Genomic DNA, 19126 nt, shown 5'->3' with positions numbered 1-19126 from the left:
CTTTGATCAAATCTAGAATGTGTTCTATTGTTAAATTCATAATTGAGGATTATAATGATGGATGTAATCGTAAATAGTCTCAGCAATACCACGAGCTGCCACGAAAGGCACACCATTGCCTATAGTCTTAAATGCATCTGTCAATGTAATATCATCAGGAAGCACGAAATTTGCTGGTAGCGATTGGATTGCCAGTGCTTCTGAAACAGAAATTCTTCGGGGCAGGAATGGATGTATATGAACTTCGTTATTACCATATGCTGCTGTTGGAGAATATCTCCACCTGTGCAATCTCTTAAAGCATTTTTTTTCATCGTCACCTTCATCTTTTGTTACAAATCTATGAAGACCTGCACGCGGGCGGAAATACATGTTTCTATTTGGATGATGTTCTACGTCATTCCGACTCCACCAGTGCATGACTGTCAAATCTTCTATTATACCATTAGGCTTTATTGTTTGAACACCTTCTCTATAAGAATCCTTCTTTGGCCAAGGTAAACTTTTAATTTCATCTAAATTATACAATTGATGTTGTAACCACGGAAAACCTTGCAATACCCCATTTTCTACAGGTAAATGCATAGAATCTACCGTTTTTTTACTAAAGCCGACAAGTATTATTCTATCTCTGTCTTGCGGAGCACCATATTCAAGAGAATTAATCAGCCTTTCTGTCAATGAATATCCACTTTCTCTAAATTGTTGCTTTAATGACTCAAAAAAATCCCTGTGCCTTGCTGTCCTATATAATCCTTTTACATTTTCAAAAAGGAAAAAATCAGGTTGAGCTTGGCAAATTAGGTCTGCATAAGTTTGTGACAATTTACCATTATCTCCTTCTTTTCCTCTGTTCTTCCCTGCCACACTAAAATCTGGGCATGGAGGACCACCTATAAATCCTGTAAGAGCACGTTCCTTAGATTCATTAACCAAATTCATCAAATCACGAAACATTTCTGGATGAGTCCCGTCTACATAATGAATAATGTTCTCTACATGGTGTCCATATAAAGGTGTTGGAAGTTCCATGTTCAGGCGTGCATACTGATACACGTCATTAAAAGCCTTATGAAACTCATTGACAAACACTATATCATAGTGTCCTTCAAGTTCAAAGCCTAAGTCCAAGAATCCTGCTCCTGAAAAGAAAGAAAATATATTCATTGTTTTTTCGTAATCTTAATAGTTTTAACTTACCCACTAGCTTTTCCGAGTTACCCTTTAAGTGTATTATAGTTACCCACTAACTCATAGTGTTACTTCTTACATCACAATTGCCTTAGCCATTCAGATTCATCTAAGCCGACTCTAGAAAGATTTGCGCTATAAGAATTTAATATGCGCTGAGCATGTAGATCTTTTAATTCTAACACCCACTCAAATACTTCATCATGAATAGAGGTAAAGACAAAAGTATCCTTTCCCATATTTTTAATATGTTTCGAGCATACGTATCGTTTATCTTTATCTGCCTCAAATTTGATGGTTTTAATTTCATAAGAATTCTTTGCTATTTGTAATTGCTTTTCATTGGTTACAACGACATGAGTTTCTCCACCACTCTCAACAAGAGGCAAAAATAAGAATCTTCTTATTCCGTCTATTCTTAACGAATCACAACGCTGCTGAATACACAAATAGTACATGTCTGTAGTTGAGGAATAAAGGATGGTTCCTAAAGTTAAATATGGATTCTCTCTTTGAGGCAAGAAAACATTTTTGTGATGAGTCAATCTTGCAAATAAAAGATTAGCAGTTTTAACTGAGTCGGCATTCTCATCCAATAATAATGCGGCATTCTTATAGATAATCTTAGCTTCTTTATTGGAAACTTTTAAAATCGCTTTGATATATTCTTCAAAATTGTCAAAATGCGCCAAGAATATTTTTCCTATACACTCTTGGCTTACTTGTATGCTTTTATTGTCTGTCACTTTTATTGTTTTGGGCTGTTTATATCTATCTTTAATCCATAAAGATAACCAATCCTGAGTATCAATGCATGAAGAGGAGATCAAATCTGTAATGGATTCACCAAATAATTTGATTAACAGTTCTTTTGCATCTTCAGGATTTGGAAGTACCATCTTATGACCTAAATAAGCACTATCTAATTCTGGAGAATAAACATTTAATATTCTAGAAGTATTCTCTCTTATTATAGAAATTGAAAGTAGTGCAAAAATAGACAACAGCCCATTTACATGAATGGAAAACTCATTAGTTATGAAATCAGGCAAATTCTCATATTTTATTACCTTATCCTTCAAATCTTCTAAATGTTTAAATTGTTCTTCACCATTATATTTTGCACGAACAACAATCATCACATTAGAAGAATACACACAACAATCACCCTGTTTGAAATCCCCATATTGGGCAATGTATCTATATATTTCCTGAGTTATTCCTCTTAAATCTGTTTCACCAGTATATACCACTATTATTTTAAACTTTTCGTTTTTGGCATCTGCAACAATTTCTTCGATCAAGTATTTCGTATAAAATCCCCTTGGTTCGTCTTCTTCTGCATCTTTTTCATCATCTACAGATTCTTTAGAGGATGTTAAATCCAAATACCAATCTAATACAATTGCATCTGCTTTTGAGAAAAGCGAGGAACATTGGCACAAGTCACATTCTGATGACGGTGCAAAAATAGTACAGAGCTTACCGTTCTTCGCGAAAGCACTGGAAATCTGACCCGCATCAAATTCATTTTCTTTATTATCTGATTGGAATGCTTTATCATCAATAAAGAGAATATTCTGAAGGAAACGGTTTACTACTCCCTTCGTAATTTCTTCAAACGTCTGTGCCATAATTATTTTTTGAAAATTTTGAATGTTACTGTAGAATTCTCACGGGGCTCGTCAAGGATTAGCGAATACCCCTCAGCCTCTAAAACCTCCCTGCTTATACTTAGCCCCATACCACGACCGTTGATTTTTCTGGAAAAATGCATCTCAAAAATTCGTTCTTTATCTTGTGGTTTTATAGATAAGCCGTTATTTGACAAATATATACCTGTATCATCTGCATGAAGTCGTATAACTTTCTCTGGAATATCACTTTGCTTCAGCCAATAGATTGCATTATCGATAATGTTCACAAACACAGGATAGAATGTCGAGCGAAACCCGAATAGTTTATGACGAGCAAATCCATTGGTATGCTTAAATGCTATCTGGTGTCTTTCCAAGCGCGCTTTAAACAAATCAATCAAAAATGTTTTTATATCCAATAGAGAAATATCTTCCCTTCGCCTATTGAGTCTTCGGTTCAATGGTGTGAACAAGTTCAGGTATCCATCCAAATGTTCAAAATTTATCTTAATGTTCTTATATACTTTTTCTAAATTTTCATTAACCTCAGACCAGGCACGTAAGTCATTAATACTATGTCTAATTGAGTTAATGGTACCATTAAACTCATGATGTACAATACCTACGGCTAAGCCAAGTTGACTCAGTTCTACATCGGTCTGTAGTCGTTCGCGCAACACTTCTAATTCTTCCGAAGTGGCATCTGCAATCTGATCATTAGTGATAATTTGTCCATCATCATTCTTTTCGACATAGAAACTCTCAAATTGCCGGATGATTCGATCCATTACATCTGTATTACGCTGGCTAATTGAATCAATCTGCTTTTCCATAGTCATTCTCTCCGACACAAGATTAAAGTCATCTTTAGTCGAAAGGAGTTTAAATTGGTCTTTAACTTCTCGAATTTGATTATCCAAATCTAAAATCAATTCGCTTGTCAAGTCCTTTATTTTTTTCGAAACCCTTGTTACAACATCGTTTGTCTCATCTTTTTTCTGTTTATTTGTGGAAAGTGCTTCTTTTGAAATGATGTCAACAGCTTGTTCTAAACGTTTTCTTTTATTGACTTCTAATTGAAGGCGCTGTGTAAATTCATCAACCAAGTTGTCTATTTGCTCAAAATGCGGATTGAACACACTTTCTTCCAATATTTTGAATTCTTCCAAGTATGACTCATAGTCAACCCTCAAAGACTTGCTCATGGCAAAACCTTTTGGAGGATTGACAGAAATCTTCTTCCGATAGTCAGTCAGGGACTGCCTTGCTTTCATTTCTGAATCTATAAGTCTTTGACTCGCTACATCTGTATCTTTCATATATACCAATGCAGACAGATCGTTTCTGAGTTCTATTGTTATTGCATCACATTCTTGTTCAAATTTGTGCTCGGAAAGAAGTACAAAGAACTTTTCTAAATCTTTTTGGAATTTGTCTTTTCTTCCTTTGGCCAGTTTATCTCTACGCTCTAATGCACGATAAAAAGAGTTGATTTCATCTTTGCGGGCATTGTAGAATTCTGATTGAGGTGTATTTCCTTTTTCGTTAAAGAAATCAGCAGCCAACTGCCAGAAAAAGTTTTTCAAGATAGATTGCAACTGTCGATAGGCTTTGTTCTCTATAAAACCTTCACGACCTGCTTTTTCTATTAACTTACTATGCTGTCCATCTGCTATTTCAATAGCTCCAAACATTCTTCTATATGAAAAGAAATATGTTGAAGCCCTTTTAGACCGATTCTTTTCAATGTCTAGGAAATCATAATCAGAATCTCCGTAAGGTAGGATTCGAATATTGTCACGATAAATATAGAGACCACCATACTTGTCACCTTTACGGCGTATAATGCCATAATTTTCCACATCAACCCTGGAGCTTTTTAATTCACCTTGTAAATAGGCGAGATTTATAGTAAAAGGGCCGCATTCAGTTTCTCGGTAATGATTATCACGCCAGTTAATTACATGATTGTAGGTCTTCTCACCATATATCTTGATTGTTCCTTTAAACTGTCCATATTCGTCAAACTGACCACAAAAGTGATGATCGGCAATCTCAAACTCTTCTGGGGTAAAGAACTGTCTGTCCTCTAATAGACTAATAAAAGTACCGTCATCATGCCTGTAGTCTCTGAATGATATGTTTATCGTGGGCTTTGGGTGATTGGGGGTCATAGTGTTGTGAAAACCCATCAGCATCTTTTCCATTTTGGTTGCCTCACTTGAATCACCTTCGCCTTCAATATCAGGAACTAATGAATCACTTACTGATGAAACAAAGAAATGAGTTCCACCCTCTTGAATATCTGTTGAACCTCCTATTAAAGAATAAATCGTGTAAAGATCAGAATTGAATTCCTTAACTTTCTGCGATATACAATATAATTTGTCACTGGTAACCTTACCGACTTTATTAAGTTGTTCCAAAGAATCAACACATTCGCTTTTTATAGAATCTATATCATCTTTGGTTGGAATATTATCATATTCCCTAACAGGAATTACGACATCGTCGATGTTCAATCCTGTTAATTCAAACACATCCCAACAAATAAACGCCGCAACGATTTTATTTGATGATTTATATTTTGCTTTAGTCAATATAAGGACTTGACTTCCAATTGATGCAATAGCCAGTCTTCCAATTCCTTTCTCGCCCATTATTGGTCTTTGAGGCTTAGTAGGGTCTGTTGGAGGTAATGCGTTATTGTTACCTACCACTTTACTATCGGTGCCAAGTGTCAGCCAGCGATCAAGAAAATCTGATTTTGACATGCCAATACCATCATCTCTAAGAACCAACATATTGTCCTTCCGCAGAAAATCTATATCAAAATGATCAGCATACGCGTCATGGGCATTCTTTATCAGCTCATTAATAGCTGTCGGAATACCTGCGATTTGCTGTCTTCCTAATAAATCAAGTGCTCTTGCCTTTGTTCTGAATTGTGCCATAATCAACCATTTTGTTGAATTAACAAACCTAATCTTCTTGCATATTCACACGGAACGGCATTCCCAATTAGCCGTGCTGTAGTTGCAATACTATTAGATTTAAATACATAATCCTTGGGGAATGTCTGCAAAGTTGCTCCTTCTCTTAATGAAATGGCTCGGTCTTCATCTGGATGTCCGAATCGACCGTTAGAGATACTAAAAAACTTTGTCGTTATAGTTGGAGCAGGCTTATTCCACCACATACGCCCATAACTATCTTTGAAACTATCATCTTTACCAACAAAGCATCTTAACTGCAATTCTGGATCATCAGCCCAGCACAATCTACTTCCCCCATCATGTTTCGTCTTTTTTAATCGTCTTAAGCATTTGTCACTAAGACCTGCAACGGTATGGTTGAAATCAGTTGTGTCTTTTGTCCCTGCACTTATTTGAGCAAATCCATGTCTCACACCAATAAAATCAGAAAGCAATGCTTGCCTTTCATCTTTTTGTGGCAAATGCACTTCAATATCCTTTAGTCTTGTGGCTATCAGCGAGAACCTCCGCCTTGACTGAGGGACCCCATAATAGCTCATGTCTATAATATCATATACAATCTTATCATAGCCCAAATCTTTGAGCTTTTTGTGAAACATAGGCCATATACTTTGTTTGTTTGTTAAAATGCCGGGAACATTTTCCACTAGTACATATCCTGGTCTATAATAATCCACAAAGCGAGCAAAATTCCTTAATAAATCTTTTGTCTTTAGAGAAGATTCCTTATCTGTATTGATAATGCTATAGAACTGACATGGACTGCAACCTACCAAAATCAGGCTGTCGTCATTCTTTTGTATGCTGAAATTACGTTCAAAATAGTCACTATGTACCCTTCTTATGTCTTTTTCGATAAAAACAGTTCCTTCATTATTATGCTCATAAGTTGCTCTCGCCTCTTTGTCTATATCCACACCTGCTATCACATCAATACCTGCTTGACGTAATCCACAAGTCATGCCTCCCCCTCCGCAAAAGAAGTCTATAGCCTTGAATTGTTGCGATTTCTTTTTCATACAGGTTCTTTTTATTTTTCTGTCCACAATAATTCATCCACGCTGACACTAAGAATCTGTGCCAGTCGGATGAACATCTCTACATTAGGTTGGGCGGCGTTTGTCACCCATTTAGATATAACCGCAGGGTCTTTGTCAAGGATTTCCGACAATTGCTTGTTGGTCATTCCTTTCTCTGCAAGTACCACTTTTAGGCGGTTTATTCTTTTACGTTCCATCCGTATGCTAATAATTTGGCTACAAATATACACAAAAAATCTCAAAGTCAATGTCCGTTAAGTAAAAAAATGGTAATTGTGAGTTAAAAAAATGTGTTTATATTCAATTATCCTTGCCAATTCGATGATTTTCATACCTGTTTGTTAGTTCTACGACCTCATGCATAATCTGCACTAACTGCATCATGTACTTCTCCAACTTACATACAAGTGCCATTGCTCTTCGTTCAGAGAAGTGGCTTTTCAACTCTTTTAAGGTCTGATTATAATTGTTGCCCACCATACGGAATTGAGCATGGAAGTCGCTCAACTTGGTATAATACTCATGCAGACTCTTGTCGAAAGTTACCACATGAAAAGGCTCTCCAAAAATTCGCGCCTTGATGAATGCGGACTTGCTTGTCATGCCAGAACGGTCAAACATCTTTAGAAAACGCATATCTTCCTCACTGCTAAAATTAACGGAGTAACGGTTTATCGCTGGGTCTACCTTGGGATTTCTCCCACCCTTATTCTTCTTGTTGTTCATCTTTGTTATTTTGGGTTTGACATATAATTATCACTTGATGCTTACGGCAAGTATGGATAGGCTGACCGACTTTGGAGGACAGCCATAGCCCTCGGCAGAGCAAGGAGTTTTGTGCTGCAAACGGAGTTTCGTGCAGCAGAAAACATACCTTGCTATGTTCTGGCGAACATAATAATCCGCTCTTCAAGCGGATGCTGCATATAATAGGTTATTCTATCCATCACAATTGTCTTTAGTGTCTTTTGCGGGTGCAAAGGTACTGCGACAAATTCGATTGGACAATAACCATCAACCGCCACTTGCAGCCACTTTACAGACAAATGCCGTCAGGAACTATGCTTTCGTGAATGCATGAGTTCATGAATGCACTAAATCATCAGTTTTTCCACTACTTGAAGCACTAAAGTTTCAGGTCATTAGAATGTCAAACCGTCAAGGAACTAAATTGTCAACAGTTGAATGCATTAGTGATTTGATGGTTCGGTACTTCAATGCCTTGGCGAATTATTGAATTGATAGATCGCTGAATCAACACATTGATGTCTCAATAGCCAAATGATTGGATGAACGAATAATTGTATAAGTATATACTTATTCACTCATATATTTATCCAGCTATTCATTTCTTTGGGAAAAAGTTTATATAGCTATGTACATACTATGCAAATCAGTCTGTTTTCTTGGGCTAACTTTGCAACCGAAATTAGCGTAAACAAGTAGTAACAATCGATAAATAAAGACAAATGGAAAGAATTGTAATCATCAACGAAAGTACATTCACGAAGTGGATGGAGCGAGTGAAGGAACTGCTGAGTGTCCTGCATCTTCAGGAGCAGCAGATGAAAAACAAAAGTCTTGGAACATGGCTTGATACGAGTGAAGTGTGTGCCATGCTCAACCTCAGCAAACGCTCGGTACAAAGTATGCGGGAGCGAGGCGAATTGCCCTATACCAAGATAGAGGGCAGGATATATCATCGGGCAGAGGACATTGATAGGATGATGGAAGTAATGACGAAAAGCAAATAACGGCTATGGAAAAAGAAGAATGGAAAAGTGGCATGATGGTGGAAGATGAGCAAATCCTTGACTTCATCAGTGAGATTGACGAGGCAATTAACAAAGCAAAGGATACTTTCAAGGACTATCGCCCTTTGCTCAATGGCAACAGGTGGATAAGCGACAGAGAAGCCGCTGAGTTTCTGAAAGTCAGCAGGCATACATTGTTCACATATCGGCAGAAAGGGCTGCTGCCATACGTGATGCTCTGTGGTAAGATACTCTATCGCGAACGGGATTTGGAAGAACTCCTACAACGAAACTATGTGTCAGCACAGAAGTAAACCTTATTATGATGGAAAAGGCTGCGAGAATTCCAAGTAGGAAACTCGCGGCCTTTCTTCGTTATACTATCAATCTTTGGGGTAATCACCCATGTGGATGGTAACACACACATACTCGTACATCGCTCTGCCCATCAGACGGTTCATAATGAACTGACAGAACTTGTGGCTATTGTCGCTGTCGATGGTGTATGCCAGGCGGATGACCATTTCAAGGTTATACACGTCTATGTTCCAGTTCGGATGATAAGGGAACAAACGGAAAAATCTGTGAGTGTATTCTTCGCGTGCGATACCTTTATTATATAAAGAGCGTATCATGCGAAACACGGTGGCTGATGAAGCAAAAAGCATGTCTGCTATCTCGTCCACTGTCATCCACACGTCTTTGTCAGGCATGGTGATAATACCGCCCTCAGTCATTCTGATGATGCCTCGTTCAAAGACATCCTTGGGAATCAAAATGCTTGTTGTTGCCATAATCATTGTTAGTTGATAGCTTCTGTTGTGAGTCCTTTCTTTTTTCTGCGCTCCATCAGTTTGTCAATTTCCTGTGAGATACGGTTGATCGTAATCTGTGCATACTTCTGCGTACTCTTGATGCTGGAATGTCCCATCATCTTGGAAACACTCTCCATATTCACACCAGCCGAGACTAACAAGGTTGCATTCGTGTGGCGGGCATCGTGATGCGAGAGATTGCGGTCAAGTCCGAGGAAAATACCAATAGCCACAAACTCCTTGTATAGTCTGTAATTGGCATATGGTGGCAAGGGGAACGCGGGCTTGCTATTATCCGTCGTGTTGTAAAGTGCGAGAATCTGCTCTGCTATGGGATGTAATGGTACAAAGGTTTCAACGTCAGTCTTTTGACGACACTTGCGGATGAATCGTCTGCCTTTGGCATCAGTCTGGATGTGTTCTGGGCGAAGTCTTGTTAGGTCAACGTAAGCCAGTCCCGTGAATACTGTAAAAAGCAACATGTGTCGTGCCAGTTCCATCTGTCGCTGTTGGAACGGATGGGCAAGCAACATCTTTACTTGTTCACGGGTCAGATAGCGGATTTCCACGTTACGCTTCACTTTCTCATATTCGATGTCCTCCAACGGATTGGAGCGCAGTATCTCCTTGTCAACAGCCAGAAACACAAGGCGGCTCAACCATGCCAGACAGTCATTGGCAGTCGCCGGGCAGAGGTGCTTCCGCTGTCTGAGATAGATGTGGTAGTCTTTCCCTAATTGCAGGGTTACGTCAGCAAGGGACATGTCCTCACGGTCAATGCTCATCAAGTATTCTTTCAGGCACTTGTTCTTGAACTTTGCCAATTTGATGGAGCCGTTTGATGCCGTGCAAGCACTCTTAACCTTGACCCGCTCCAGTTCTTCCGCAGCCATTTCCATCAGTGTGCGTATTGGTTGGATGGTGCCGTTGAGGTGACTTTTCAGCAATTCTGCACTGACAATGCCCTGTTCGTTGAGAAGCATCTGATAGGTTTGTTCTGCTTTCTTGATGAACTCCCGAAAGGCATTGGCATCCTTTGTAGGGGATATGATTTCGCCCTGTTTAGCATCCCATAGTTCGGGACGACAACAGAAATCCGTCGTCATGACGGTCTTCTTGCCGTCAATGGTGATTCTGAGCAGGATGGCTGTTGTACCGTCTGCCCTTGTTTTTGCCCTGTTGATATAGGGCATCAGTCTGAATGTACTTCTGTTCATAATTGCTATTATTTATTGTCTTTGCTTGTTTACGATTGCTTTGCTGTTTGCATTGAGCACCAGTACAAAGTCCTTGGTTGCTTCAATGAACTTGTCGGCTTCCTCAAAGAGTTTGTCCTGTGTCACCATTGCATAGACTTGTGTCATTCTCACATTTGTGTGACCAAGCATCTTGCTGATGACATCTATCGGCACGTCGTTGGACAGTGTGAGGATAGAGGCATAGTAGTGCCTTCCCATGTGGTGGCTGATTGGCTGTGTGCAGCCTGCCATTTCTGCTATTTTCTTTAGGTTATTCAATAGGAAGGCATAGTTCTGGCGGGGCAGCAGCGTTGGCAGACCAGCGTCCTTATATTTGTCGAACAGTTCAATGGCTTCTGGTATCAGTTTCACGACAGCCTGTACCCCTGTCTTCTTGCGCTTGTATTTCAGCCACAGGCTCCCTTGCTCATCGTATGACAGGTTGTCTTGTGTAACAGATATGGCGTCAATATAAGCCATACCCGTATAGCAGGCTATCAGCAACAAGTCACGTGCGATAATGAGTGAAGGCTTATTCAATGAGATTTACAGGCTGACTATCCGCTGGAAGTTCTCTGGAGTTATGGTTCGTGGCGATTTCTTGGGTATGGTTGGTTCCTTGTAACGTGCAAAGAGGTACTTGTCTGTCAGTCCGTCCTTGTATGCCCTGCGGCAAGCCAGTTTCAGATAGGTGAAATACTTATGGGCAGTAGTAGCCTTTTTGCCTTGTCCGTCAATCAGGAAATGCTCATAGTCACTGATGAACAGGTTGGTCATCTGACTGAACGCTATGTCTCTGACCCCATATGTTGCAGGGATGAATTCTGCAAGCGAGTCTTTTACCTGTCTGATACAGGTATAGGTGGCAGGCGTCCTGTCTATGCCTACACGGTTCTTCGTATCTTCAAGCAAGATTTCGAACACTTGTAGAAGCGTCACCTGCCCGTTGATGCTGCCCTGCATCATATCCTTGACCGTCGTAGCCGTGAAGTCCACATTGCGCTTGATGAGATTATCCACTGCGGTATTGACAGACAGCAGGATGCGCTCGATCTTGGCATTCGTCTCAACCGCCTCCTTGCTCTTACCCTCCAGCCTGCCTGAGCGAGAGTTCCACAACTTGGGATTGCATGATAACTTGCAGGAGAACTGTGCCATTGAGTTATTAAGGGTGATGCGTCCCATGATAGGAGCCTTGCCCTGCTTGTCTAATCCGCTCTTTTTAAGGTAGAGCAACACCTTGAATTTGCTTACTTTCATACGCTTCTGAGTTTTTGGGTGCAAAGTTATACATTCTCAGAGCGTCCCCAGCCGTGCAAAATATGCCAGAATATGTATGTTTTTCCGAGTCGTTGGAATTCTCGTACAGACTTCCATGTTTTTACCAAGTGTTACCAGTTACCAAACGTAGTAACCGAGGTAACACTTAGGTAACGGAACAGGCTCAACGTTCTTTCCAATCCGAAAGAATCTCAAAAGCGCAAACGGTCGCAAATAGACGCAATATCAACGATTTACGCTATCTCACCCGAAATAACCTCATCATTCCCGACAACCTTGATATTCGCAGAAACAGAACGGTTGCCTAATCATTACCCGATAATGGAGTAAGATTTTTCTTTGTGTCGTCACGTTTCATAGTTCTGCATCATATTGCGTAGCAATGTATAACTCGCTGATACATAATTTTGTAACCCCAAAAAAGTTGTGTTATGCGAAGTACATTTAAGGTGCTGTTCTACGTGAACGGAAGCAAAGAGAAAAACGGTATTGTTCCCATTATGGGACGAGTGACAATCAACGGCTCAGTAGCCCAATTCAGTTGTAAGCGTACCATTGCAAAAGAGCTTTGGGATGTGAAAGGCAACCGAGCCAAAGGCAAGAGCAAGGAAGCAAGGGAACTCAATCTTGCTTTGGATAATATCAAGGCTCAAATCATCAAGCACTACCAACGCTTGTCGGACAGAGAAGCCTATGTAACTGCTGAAATGGTACGCAATGCCTATCAAGGCATCGGAACTGAGTATGAAACATTACTCGGTGCGTTTGATAAAGATAATGCCACATTCAAGAAGCGTGTAGGCACAGACCGAACTATGTCTACCTATATGTCAAGAGTACGGGCAAGAAACCATGTTGCAGCGTTCATCAAGGCAAACTACAAACGAAATGATATGTCTATGATTGAGCTTACTCCCGACTTCATCAAGGAGTTTGCGGTATTCCTAGCAACAGACAGAGGGTTGCAGAATGGAAGTATTTGGGCAAATTGTGTGTGGCTCAAAGGTGTTGTTATGCGTGCCCATTACAACGGTCTGATGCCGAGAAATCCATTTGCCCAATTCCACATAAGCCCCAATGTCAAGGAACGAGAGTTTTTGACCGAAGATGAATTGAAAGCGGTAATGACACACGAATTTACCGATAGCAAGTTGGCGTATATCCGAGATTTGTTCGTGTTCGCAAGTTTCACAGCCTTATCTTTCGTGGATATTAAGGAACTTACCACCGATGATATTGTAGAGGTGAATGGTGAGAAATGGATATTGTCGAAGCGACACAAGACCAAAATCCCGTTTCAAGTGAAGTTATTGGATATTCCATTGCAGATAATCAAGCGATATGAACCATTCCAAGAAAACAAACTCGTATTCCCGAATTTGAACTATTGGAATATCTGTAAACCCTTGAAAAAGATGATAAAAGAGTGCGGAGTCGGCAAGGATATTTCATTTCATTGCTCAAGGCATGGATTCGCAACCCTCGCTCTGAGTAAGGGTATGCCAATCGAGAGTGTAAGCCGATTTTTGGGGCATACGAACATAGTTACAACACAGTTGTATGCGAAGATTACCACCGAGAAAATTGACAAGGATTTGACGATGTTCGGCAACCAATTGAATCAATCATTCGGCAATACAATAATGGCATAAGGTATGGAACGAGCAATTATAATAATCAGCGAATTGGGCTATGTGAACATCCCCGATAGTAATGTATGGATGTCGTTTTCGGAACTTGTGGTGCTGTTTGATGTAGCAGCACCCACATTAAAGGCTGCTATCCGAGGCATATACAAAAGCGGAGTGATAGCGGAACACACGCAACATTGCGAGGTGATACCATATACCTATTGGGCTACCCTCTACAATATGGATATGATTGCAGCCCTCGCTTTCCGCATCAACTCATACGGTGCGGAGAAGATACGGGGTAAGTTGTTAAAGAGGATATGCGGACGAAAAGAGAAAGTATGTTATCTCTTTTCGCTTGCAAATGCTACGTCGGGTATGGCATAATTTAAGACAAATAGCAGGTACGCAATCAAATACCTGCTATTTGTCTTTTATCGTTTCTGCTCTTCAATGAATACATCAATTTCCCCTAAATAGCCAATTTCTTTGGGAAGCACGAACATATTATTTGGATTTACATACTTCCTAAAATGCTCTTTGATTTCCGATATATCCAAATTTTCAATGCTTTTATTAGTATTGAATCCCACAGGTTGAATATGGCATAATTTCCAATTCGGCAACGAATGACAACCTAATGGTTTGGTATATTTAGCCTTTTCCTTAATCTCATTTGTTGCCATAAAGACCATTGGCAATTCATTGTTTTGTAGCAGTTCTTTTATATCGCTCAAAGTAAATACTTTGCCATCAAGCACATTGCTAAACACCCAAATTGCCACCGTATTATCTGAGACTATAATTTCTCTTCCGCAAGGATGGTTAAACCCCTGACCTCGTTTGCTTGTCTCTTTACGAATAATTAAAGGCATCGTTTCGTCTTTAATCCATTCTTCAATTAGATTGTCCCATTTTTTGAGTACTTCAATATTTATTGATGGATTATAAGGAGAGTTACGCCACAACAGACCTATCTCTTTTATCTTTTGTCGAATATCGTCTCCGACAATATCTTTTTGAGGAGTATTCGTTTTGTGTACATTTTTAGGAGATTGTTTTTTCGTATTATTATCTCCTTGTTTTTGACCTGATATTAAAAATGGCAATGCTCGTTTGGGTGGATATTTACAACTATATAATCGTCCCTCTTGATAGCTTTTTGTTTCAATTACATTTGGAAATACACGATAGAAATCTGCCTTTGTAAACATAAATGTTCCATCAGGAGTATGTACAACAAAAGAATCAGTCTCTTTCAAAGGCTCAATTACATCAGCTTTGAAACACAATCTACTACTTGTATATTCTACCATATGTTTACTATTCAAACAAACTATACTGCAAAGCTAGTCAATTTATAACAAACAAGAGTAAATACCTGGTTTTTAATGGTATCATACCAACTATACCCCTCACATTTCCACCCTCAATGTATCTTATTCATCATTCTGCTATAAATTGCGTAGCAACTTATCCGTCAATCACTTATATTTTTGTAGCTGACATTTTTCAAACCAAAAAGAGTGAAATATGGAAGCTAAAAAAGTTACATCAAGTCATCAATCGCCATCAGATGGTGGTATGGCAAAAGAAGAATTTATCCGAGTGGGAACAACACTCTACAAGATTGTGGAGCAGCCGAGACTGAGTGGTGGATATGTGAAGAGGCGTATCCCGTGGAACAATGAAACGCTCCGCCAAGACTATAGCAAGGACTATATCGGCAGCGTTCCCAAGTATGACGGTTTCTGCACCGTACCCGAACACATCGGCTACCGCCCTGTAATCGGCAAGTTCCTTAACCTCTATGAGCCGATAGACCACCGACCACAGGAGGGAGATTTTCCCTCTATCCGATCATTGGTAGAGCATATCTTCGGTGAGCAATATGAGTTGGGTATGGACTATCTGCAACTGCTCTACCTGCAACCCGTTCAGAAGTTGCCAATCCTGTTGTTGGTATCTGAGGAACGAAACACAGGCAAGAGCACATTCCTTAATTTTCTGAAAGCCCTCTTTCAGAACAATGTCACATTCAACACCAACGAGGATTTCCGCAGTCAATTCAATTCCGATTGGGCTGGCAAGCTGCTTATCGTGGTCGATGAGGTGCTGCTCAATCGCAGGGAGGACAGCGAGCGATTGAAGAATCTTAGTACCACATTATCCTACAAGGTGGAAGCCAAAGGCAAAGACCGTGATGAGATAGCCTTCTTTGCCAAATTCGTGCTATGCTCCAACAATGAGTATCTGCCCGTAATCATCGATGCAGGAGATACACGCTATTGGGTACGCAAGATAAACCGCTTGCAATCCGATGATACCAACTTCCTGCAACACCTAAAAGCGGAGATACCTGCATTTCTTCATTTTCTCAGTCATCGCCAACTATCCACCGAGAGGGAGAGCCGAATGTGGTTCAACCCCTCATTGCTGCATACCGAAGCATTGCAGAGGATTATCCGCAGCAATCGAAACCGTTTGGAGATAGAGATGTCGAAGCTGTTGCTCGACATTATGGCTACTATGAATGTGGATAGCGTTTCATTCTGCCTTAACGACCTTATTGTGCTGTTGATGCACTCGCAGGTAAAGGTAGAGAAACACCAAGTGCGAAAGGTGGTGCAGGAGTGTTGGAAACTGATACCTGCACCCAACGGACTTACCTATACCACCTATCAAGGCAACTACAACCAAAGTTGCCACTATGAGCCGACAAGGAGGGTTGGACGCTTCTACACAATCACAAAGGAACAACTCGAATCCTTGTAATATCATCTGTTTTCTGTTGAATTGTTGAATATGAGTATAAACACACTGATAACAAGCAATATACATTCTCAACAAAATCTCAACAAGCCAAAAGAGAAGTTGAGAGAGCGACAACGCCCGTTTGTGGATTTCTCTTTTGGTGAGCGGTTTGTTGAGAAGATGTTGAGAGGTTACAAAACTGAATATAAGCATATTACATCAACGATTCAACAAATCAACAAAATTTCATTAACCTTAAAATCGTAGTAATATGACAATCAACGATGCAAAGCAAATCAAGTTAGCAGACTATCTGCAAAGTTTGGGCTATACGCCTGTAAAGCAACAGGGCAAAAGCCTATGGTATAAATCACCACTGAGAAACGAAACCGATGCTTCGTTTAAGGTAAACACCGAACTTAACCAATGGTATGACTTTGGTATCGGCAAGGGTGGCAATATCATCGCATTGGCAGCCGAGTTGTACCATAGCGACAATGTTGCCTATCTGTTGGCACGCATAGCGGAGCGGACACCATACATACGCCCTGCCACCTTTTCTTTTGGCGAGCAACAAACCTCTAATCATAGTTTTGAGGACATAAAGGTTGGCGAGTTATCCTCGCCTGCACTAACCGCCTACTTTCAGGAGCGAGGCATAAACATCGAACTCGCCAAAAGAGAGTGTAAGGAGTTACGATTTGAGTATAACAGCAAACCATACTTCGCCATCGGCTTTCCGAATATGGCAGGAGGCTATGAGCTCCGCAACCGCTACTTCAAGGGGTGCGTCGCTCCAAAGGATATTACCCATATTCGACAGCAGGGCGAGCCACGAGCAGCGTGTTATCTCTTCGAGGGGTTTATGGATTACCTCTCGTATCTCACCATTCGGGCAAACGACCACCCCGAAGAGCCTCGCATCGAGGCACAGGATTATATGGTACTCAACTCCGTCACCAACCTCTCAAAAGCGGAACGACTGCTAAGACCATACAGCAGAATCGGCTGTTTCCTCGACAACGACCAGGCAGGACAAACAGCAGTGGAGAGTCTGAAAAAGATGTTCGGAGACAGGCTTCGGGATATGTCGAAACACTATGCCGAGCATAAGGATTTGAACGACTACTTACGCCACAGAATACAAGCGAAACAAGCAGTAAAGAAATCGCAAGTTCAATCCGTAAAACGGATACTACAACCGCAGCCGAAGAAGAAACGAGGCTTCAGGTTATAGCCCACTATAACTACACGCTTCGCCGATGTGTAGTTGTGGGGCAGAGTGACCTCTCTGCACTCCGCTTATGGGCGTTGCCCCTAAGAACCCCGTAAGCGGAAGCAAGCAAACAAACGGTCTAATTGTAACCAATAAAATCAAAGAACTATGGCAATAAAAAGCAGCATACATATCAAGCCTTGCAACATATCATCAAGCGAGGCTCACAACCTCAGAACTCCCGAATATATCCGTAACATCGGGGAGTCGAAAATCTACCTCATTCCCGAACTCGTTGCCGACAACGAGCATTGGATAAACCCTCGCTTGGGTGACTACGATTTACAGACGCATTACGACAACATCAAGCAGATGGTTAAGGCAAAGACGGGGCGAGCGATGCAGGAGAAAGAGCGAGAACGCAAAACCAAGAGTGGCAAGATTATCAAGGTGTCGGGATGCTCGCCCATTCGTGAGGGCGTGTTACTCATCAAGTCCGACACCACATTGGAAGATGTTCTCAGGTTTGGCGAGGAGTGCCGGGAGCGTTGGGGCATCACACCGCTTCAGATATTCCTACACAAAGACGAGGGGCATTGGCTGAGTGGCAAGCCCGATACAGACGATAAGGAGAGTTTTCAAATCGGTGGCAGATGGTTTAAGCCGAACTACCACGCCCATATCGTATTCGATTGGATGAATCACGAAACGGGCAAAAGTTACAAACTCAACGATGATGATATGACACAGATGCAGACATTGCTATCTGAAATTCTATCAATGGAGCGAGGGCAATCCAAAGCCGAGACGGGCAAGGAGCATTTGGAGCGTAACGACTTCATCATCGAGAAGCAGCGTGCCGAGCTTGAACGCATCGAGGCTGAGAGGCAGCATAAGGAACACCAGATAGATCTTGCCGAGCAAGAACTCAAACAGGTGAAATCGGAGATACGCACCGACAAACTCAAAAGCGTAGCCACCGATGCAGCCACAGCCCTTGCAAGCGGTGTGAGTTCTCTTTTCGGTAGTGGTAAGATGAAATCATTGGAACGCAAGAACGAGGATTTGAGAGATGAAATCGCAATCCGAGATGAGACCATTGAGCAACTGCAAACCAACATCAAGCAAATGCAGGTGGAGCATAGCAGAACTATGATGAACAAGGATAACGAGCATCGCAAGGCTCTCGAAGCAAAGGAGGCTGAGCATAAGGAAGAGACCAACATCCTCAATTCGATAATCAACACTGCTCATCGTTGGTATCCAAATTTTGCCCACCTCCTGCGATTGGAACGCCTCGCCAAGCAAATCGGGCTCTCGGCTATGGAGTTTGCTGAACTGATTAAAGGCAAAGTGCTGAACTTTACGGGACGACTATTCTCCTCAGAGCATAACCGATGGTTTGCTACTGAAAACACCCCGTTACAGATTCTACGAGATAACGATAAGCGTCTGACCTTAACCGCAAATCGAATACCTCTCAGCCAATGGTTCAACGAGCAATATGACAAACTCCGACAGTCATTCCGTCAGCCTATACAGCCGAGAAGAAGTAGTGGCATGAAACTCTAAC

The 19126-nt window shown here is 41.1% G+C and carries 16 protein-coding genes and 1 pseudogene; 7 read left to right on the top strand and 10 right to left on the bottom strand.

Annotated elements, in window-relative coordinates:
- Nucleotides 1-36: 36 nt before the first annotated feature.
- The 6 genes from P150_RS0101620 to mobA all read right to left on the bottom strand — a co-directional run bounded on the left by P150_RS0101620 (nucleotide 37) and on the right by mobA (nucleotide 7590).
- A complete protein-coding gene (locus P150_RS0101620; protein ID WP_028896201.1) occupies nucleotides 37-1167 on the bottom strand; it encodes a DNA cytosine methyltransferase in 1131 nt (376 codons plus the stop codon).
- A 104-nt stretch (nucleotides 1168-1271) separates the two neighbouring features.
- Nucleotides 1272-2825, bottom strand: a complete 1554-nt coding sequence (locus tag P150_RS0101615; RefSeq protein ID WP_028896200.1) for a response regulator receiver domain — start codon at nucleotides 2823-2825, stop codon at nucleotides 1272-1274.
- 2 nt (nucleotides 2826-2827) lie between these two features.
- Nucleotides 2828-5782: an ATP-binding protein gene (locus P150_RS0101610; RefSeq protein WP_028896199.1), complete on the bottom strand. Its 2955-nt coding sequence runs from the start codon at nucleotides 5780-5782 to the stop codon at nucleotides 2828-2830.
- Nucleotides 5783-5784: 2 nt separating this feature from the next.
- Entirely contained in the window at nucleotides 5785-6843 is a 1059-nt protein-coding gene (locus P150_RS0101605) for a DNA cytosine methyltransferase (protein ID WP_028896198.1), read from the bottom strand.
- A gap of 11 nt (nucleotides 6844-6854) precedes the next feature.
- The gene (locus P150_RS0101600) at nucleotides 6855-7061 is read right to left on the bottom strand and encodes a helix-turn-helix transcriptional regulator (protein ID WP_028896197.1); all 207 of its coding nucleotides are present in this window, start codon (nucleotides 7059-7061) and stop codon (nucleotides 6855-6857) included.
- 103 nt (nucleotides 7062-7164) lie between these two features.
- Complete coding sequence (gene mobA / locus P150_RS0101595; protein WP_028896196.1) at nucleotides 7165-7590, bottom strand: conjugal transfer protein MobA; 426 nt, start codon at nucleotides 7588-7590, stop codon at nucleotides 7165-7167.
- 743 nt (nucleotides 7591-8333) lie between these two features.
- Here mobA and P150_RS0101590 point away from each other — a divergent pair.
- Together P150_RS0101590 and P150_RS0101585 are read left to right on the top strand one after the other, a co-directional pair.
- The gene (locus P150_RS0101590; protein ID WP_028896195.1) at nucleotides 8334-8618 is read left to right on the top strand and encodes a helix-turn-helix domain-containing protein; all 285 of its coding nucleotides are present in this window, start codon (nucleotides 8334-8336) and stop codon (nucleotides 8616-8618) included.
- Nucleotides 8619-8623: 5 nt separating this feature from the next.
- The gene (locus P150_RS0101585; protein WP_231477557.1) at nucleotides 8624-8932 is read left to right on the top strand and encodes a helix-turn-helix domain-containing protein; all 309 of its coding nucleotides are present in this window, start codon (nucleotides 8624-8626) and stop codon (nucleotides 8930-8932) included.
- A 69-nt stretch (nucleotides 8933-9001) separates the two neighbouring features.
- Here P150_RS0101585 and P150_RS15650 read toward each other — a convergent pair whose 3' ends face one another.
- The 3 genes and pseudogenes from P150_RS15650 to P150_RS15645 form a co-directional block, all read right to left on the bottom strand.
- Complete coding sequence (locus P150_RS15650) at nucleotides 9002-9412, bottom strand: hypothetical protein (RefSeq protein WP_155952889.1); 411 nt, start codon at nucleotides 9410-9412, stop codon at nucleotides 9002-9004.
- Between the two features lie 8 nt (nucleotides 9413-9420).
- Nucleotides 9421-10650, bottom strand: coding sequence for a site-specific integrase (locus P150_RS0101575; RefSeq protein WP_036931977.1), 1230 nt, complete (start codon nucleotides 10648-10650; stop codon nucleotides 9421-9423).
- A gap of 12 nt (nucleotides 10651-10662) precedes the next feature.
- Nucleotides 10663-11931: pseudogene (locus tag P150_RS15645) on the bottom strand (tyrosine-type recombinase/integrase).
- Nucleotides 11932-12383: 452 nt separating this feature from the next.
- On the opposite strand from P150_RS15645, the gene P150_RS0101565 reads away from it, so the two are divergent.
- Nucleotides 12384-13604 (top strand): site-specific integrase, encoded by a 1221-nt coding sequence (locus tag P150_RS0101565; protein WP_028896192.1) that lies wholly within the window; start codon nucleotides 12384-12386, stop codon nucleotides 13602-13604.
- Nucleotides 13605-13607: 3 nt separating this feature from the next.
- On the top strand, nucleotides 13608-13970 hold the full coding sequence (locus P150_RS0101560; protein WP_028896191.1) for a hypothetical protein: 363 nt from the start codon (nucleotides 13608-13610) through the stop codon (nucleotides 13968-13970).
- A 47-nt stretch (nucleotides 13971-14017) separates the two neighbouring features.
- On the opposite strand, the gene P150_RS0101555 is transcribed toward P150_RS0101560, so the two are convergent.
- Complete coding sequence (locus tag P150_RS0101555; protein ID WP_028896190.1) at nucleotides 14018-14899, bottom strand: hypothetical protein; 882 nt, start codon at nucleotides 14897-14899, stop codon at nucleotides 14018-14020.
- Between the two features lie 217 nt (nucleotides 14900-15116).
- Here P150_RS0101555 and P150_RS0101550 point away from each other — a divergent pair, with 217 nt between their 5' ends.
- The 3 genes from P150_RS0101550 to P150_RS0101535 all read left to right on the top strand — a co-directional run bounded on the left by P150_RS0101550 (nucleotide 15117) and on the right by P150_RS0101535 (nucleotide 19125).
- A complete protein-coding gene (locus P150_RS0101550) occupies nucleotides 15117-16358 on the top strand; it encodes a primase-helicase family protein (protein WP_028896189.1) in 1242 nt (413 codons plus the stop codon).
- A 250-nt stretch (nucleotides 16359-16608) separates the two neighbouring features.
- Nucleotides 16609-17574, top strand: a complete 966-nt coding sequence (locus P150_RS0101540; RefSeq protein WP_028896187.1) for a toprim domain-containing protein — start codon at nucleotides 16609-16611, stop codon at nucleotides 17572-17574.
- Nucleotides 17575-17721: 147 nt separating this feature from the next.
- On the top strand, nucleotides 17722-19125 hold the full coding sequence (locus P150_RS0101535; protein ID WP_028896186.1) for a hypothetical protein: 1404 nt from the start codon (nucleotides 17722-17724) through the stop codon (nucleotides 19123-19125).
- The last annotated feature ends 1 nt before the right edge of the window (nucleotide 19126 follow it).

Origin of the sequence: Prevotella sp. HUN102 (assembly GCF_000688375.1) — a bacterium.
Lineage (GTDB): Bacteria > Bacteroidota > Bacteroidia > Bacteroidales > Bacteroidaceae > Prevotella.
This window is presented reverse-complemented; position numbering and strand designations above follow the sequence as displayed.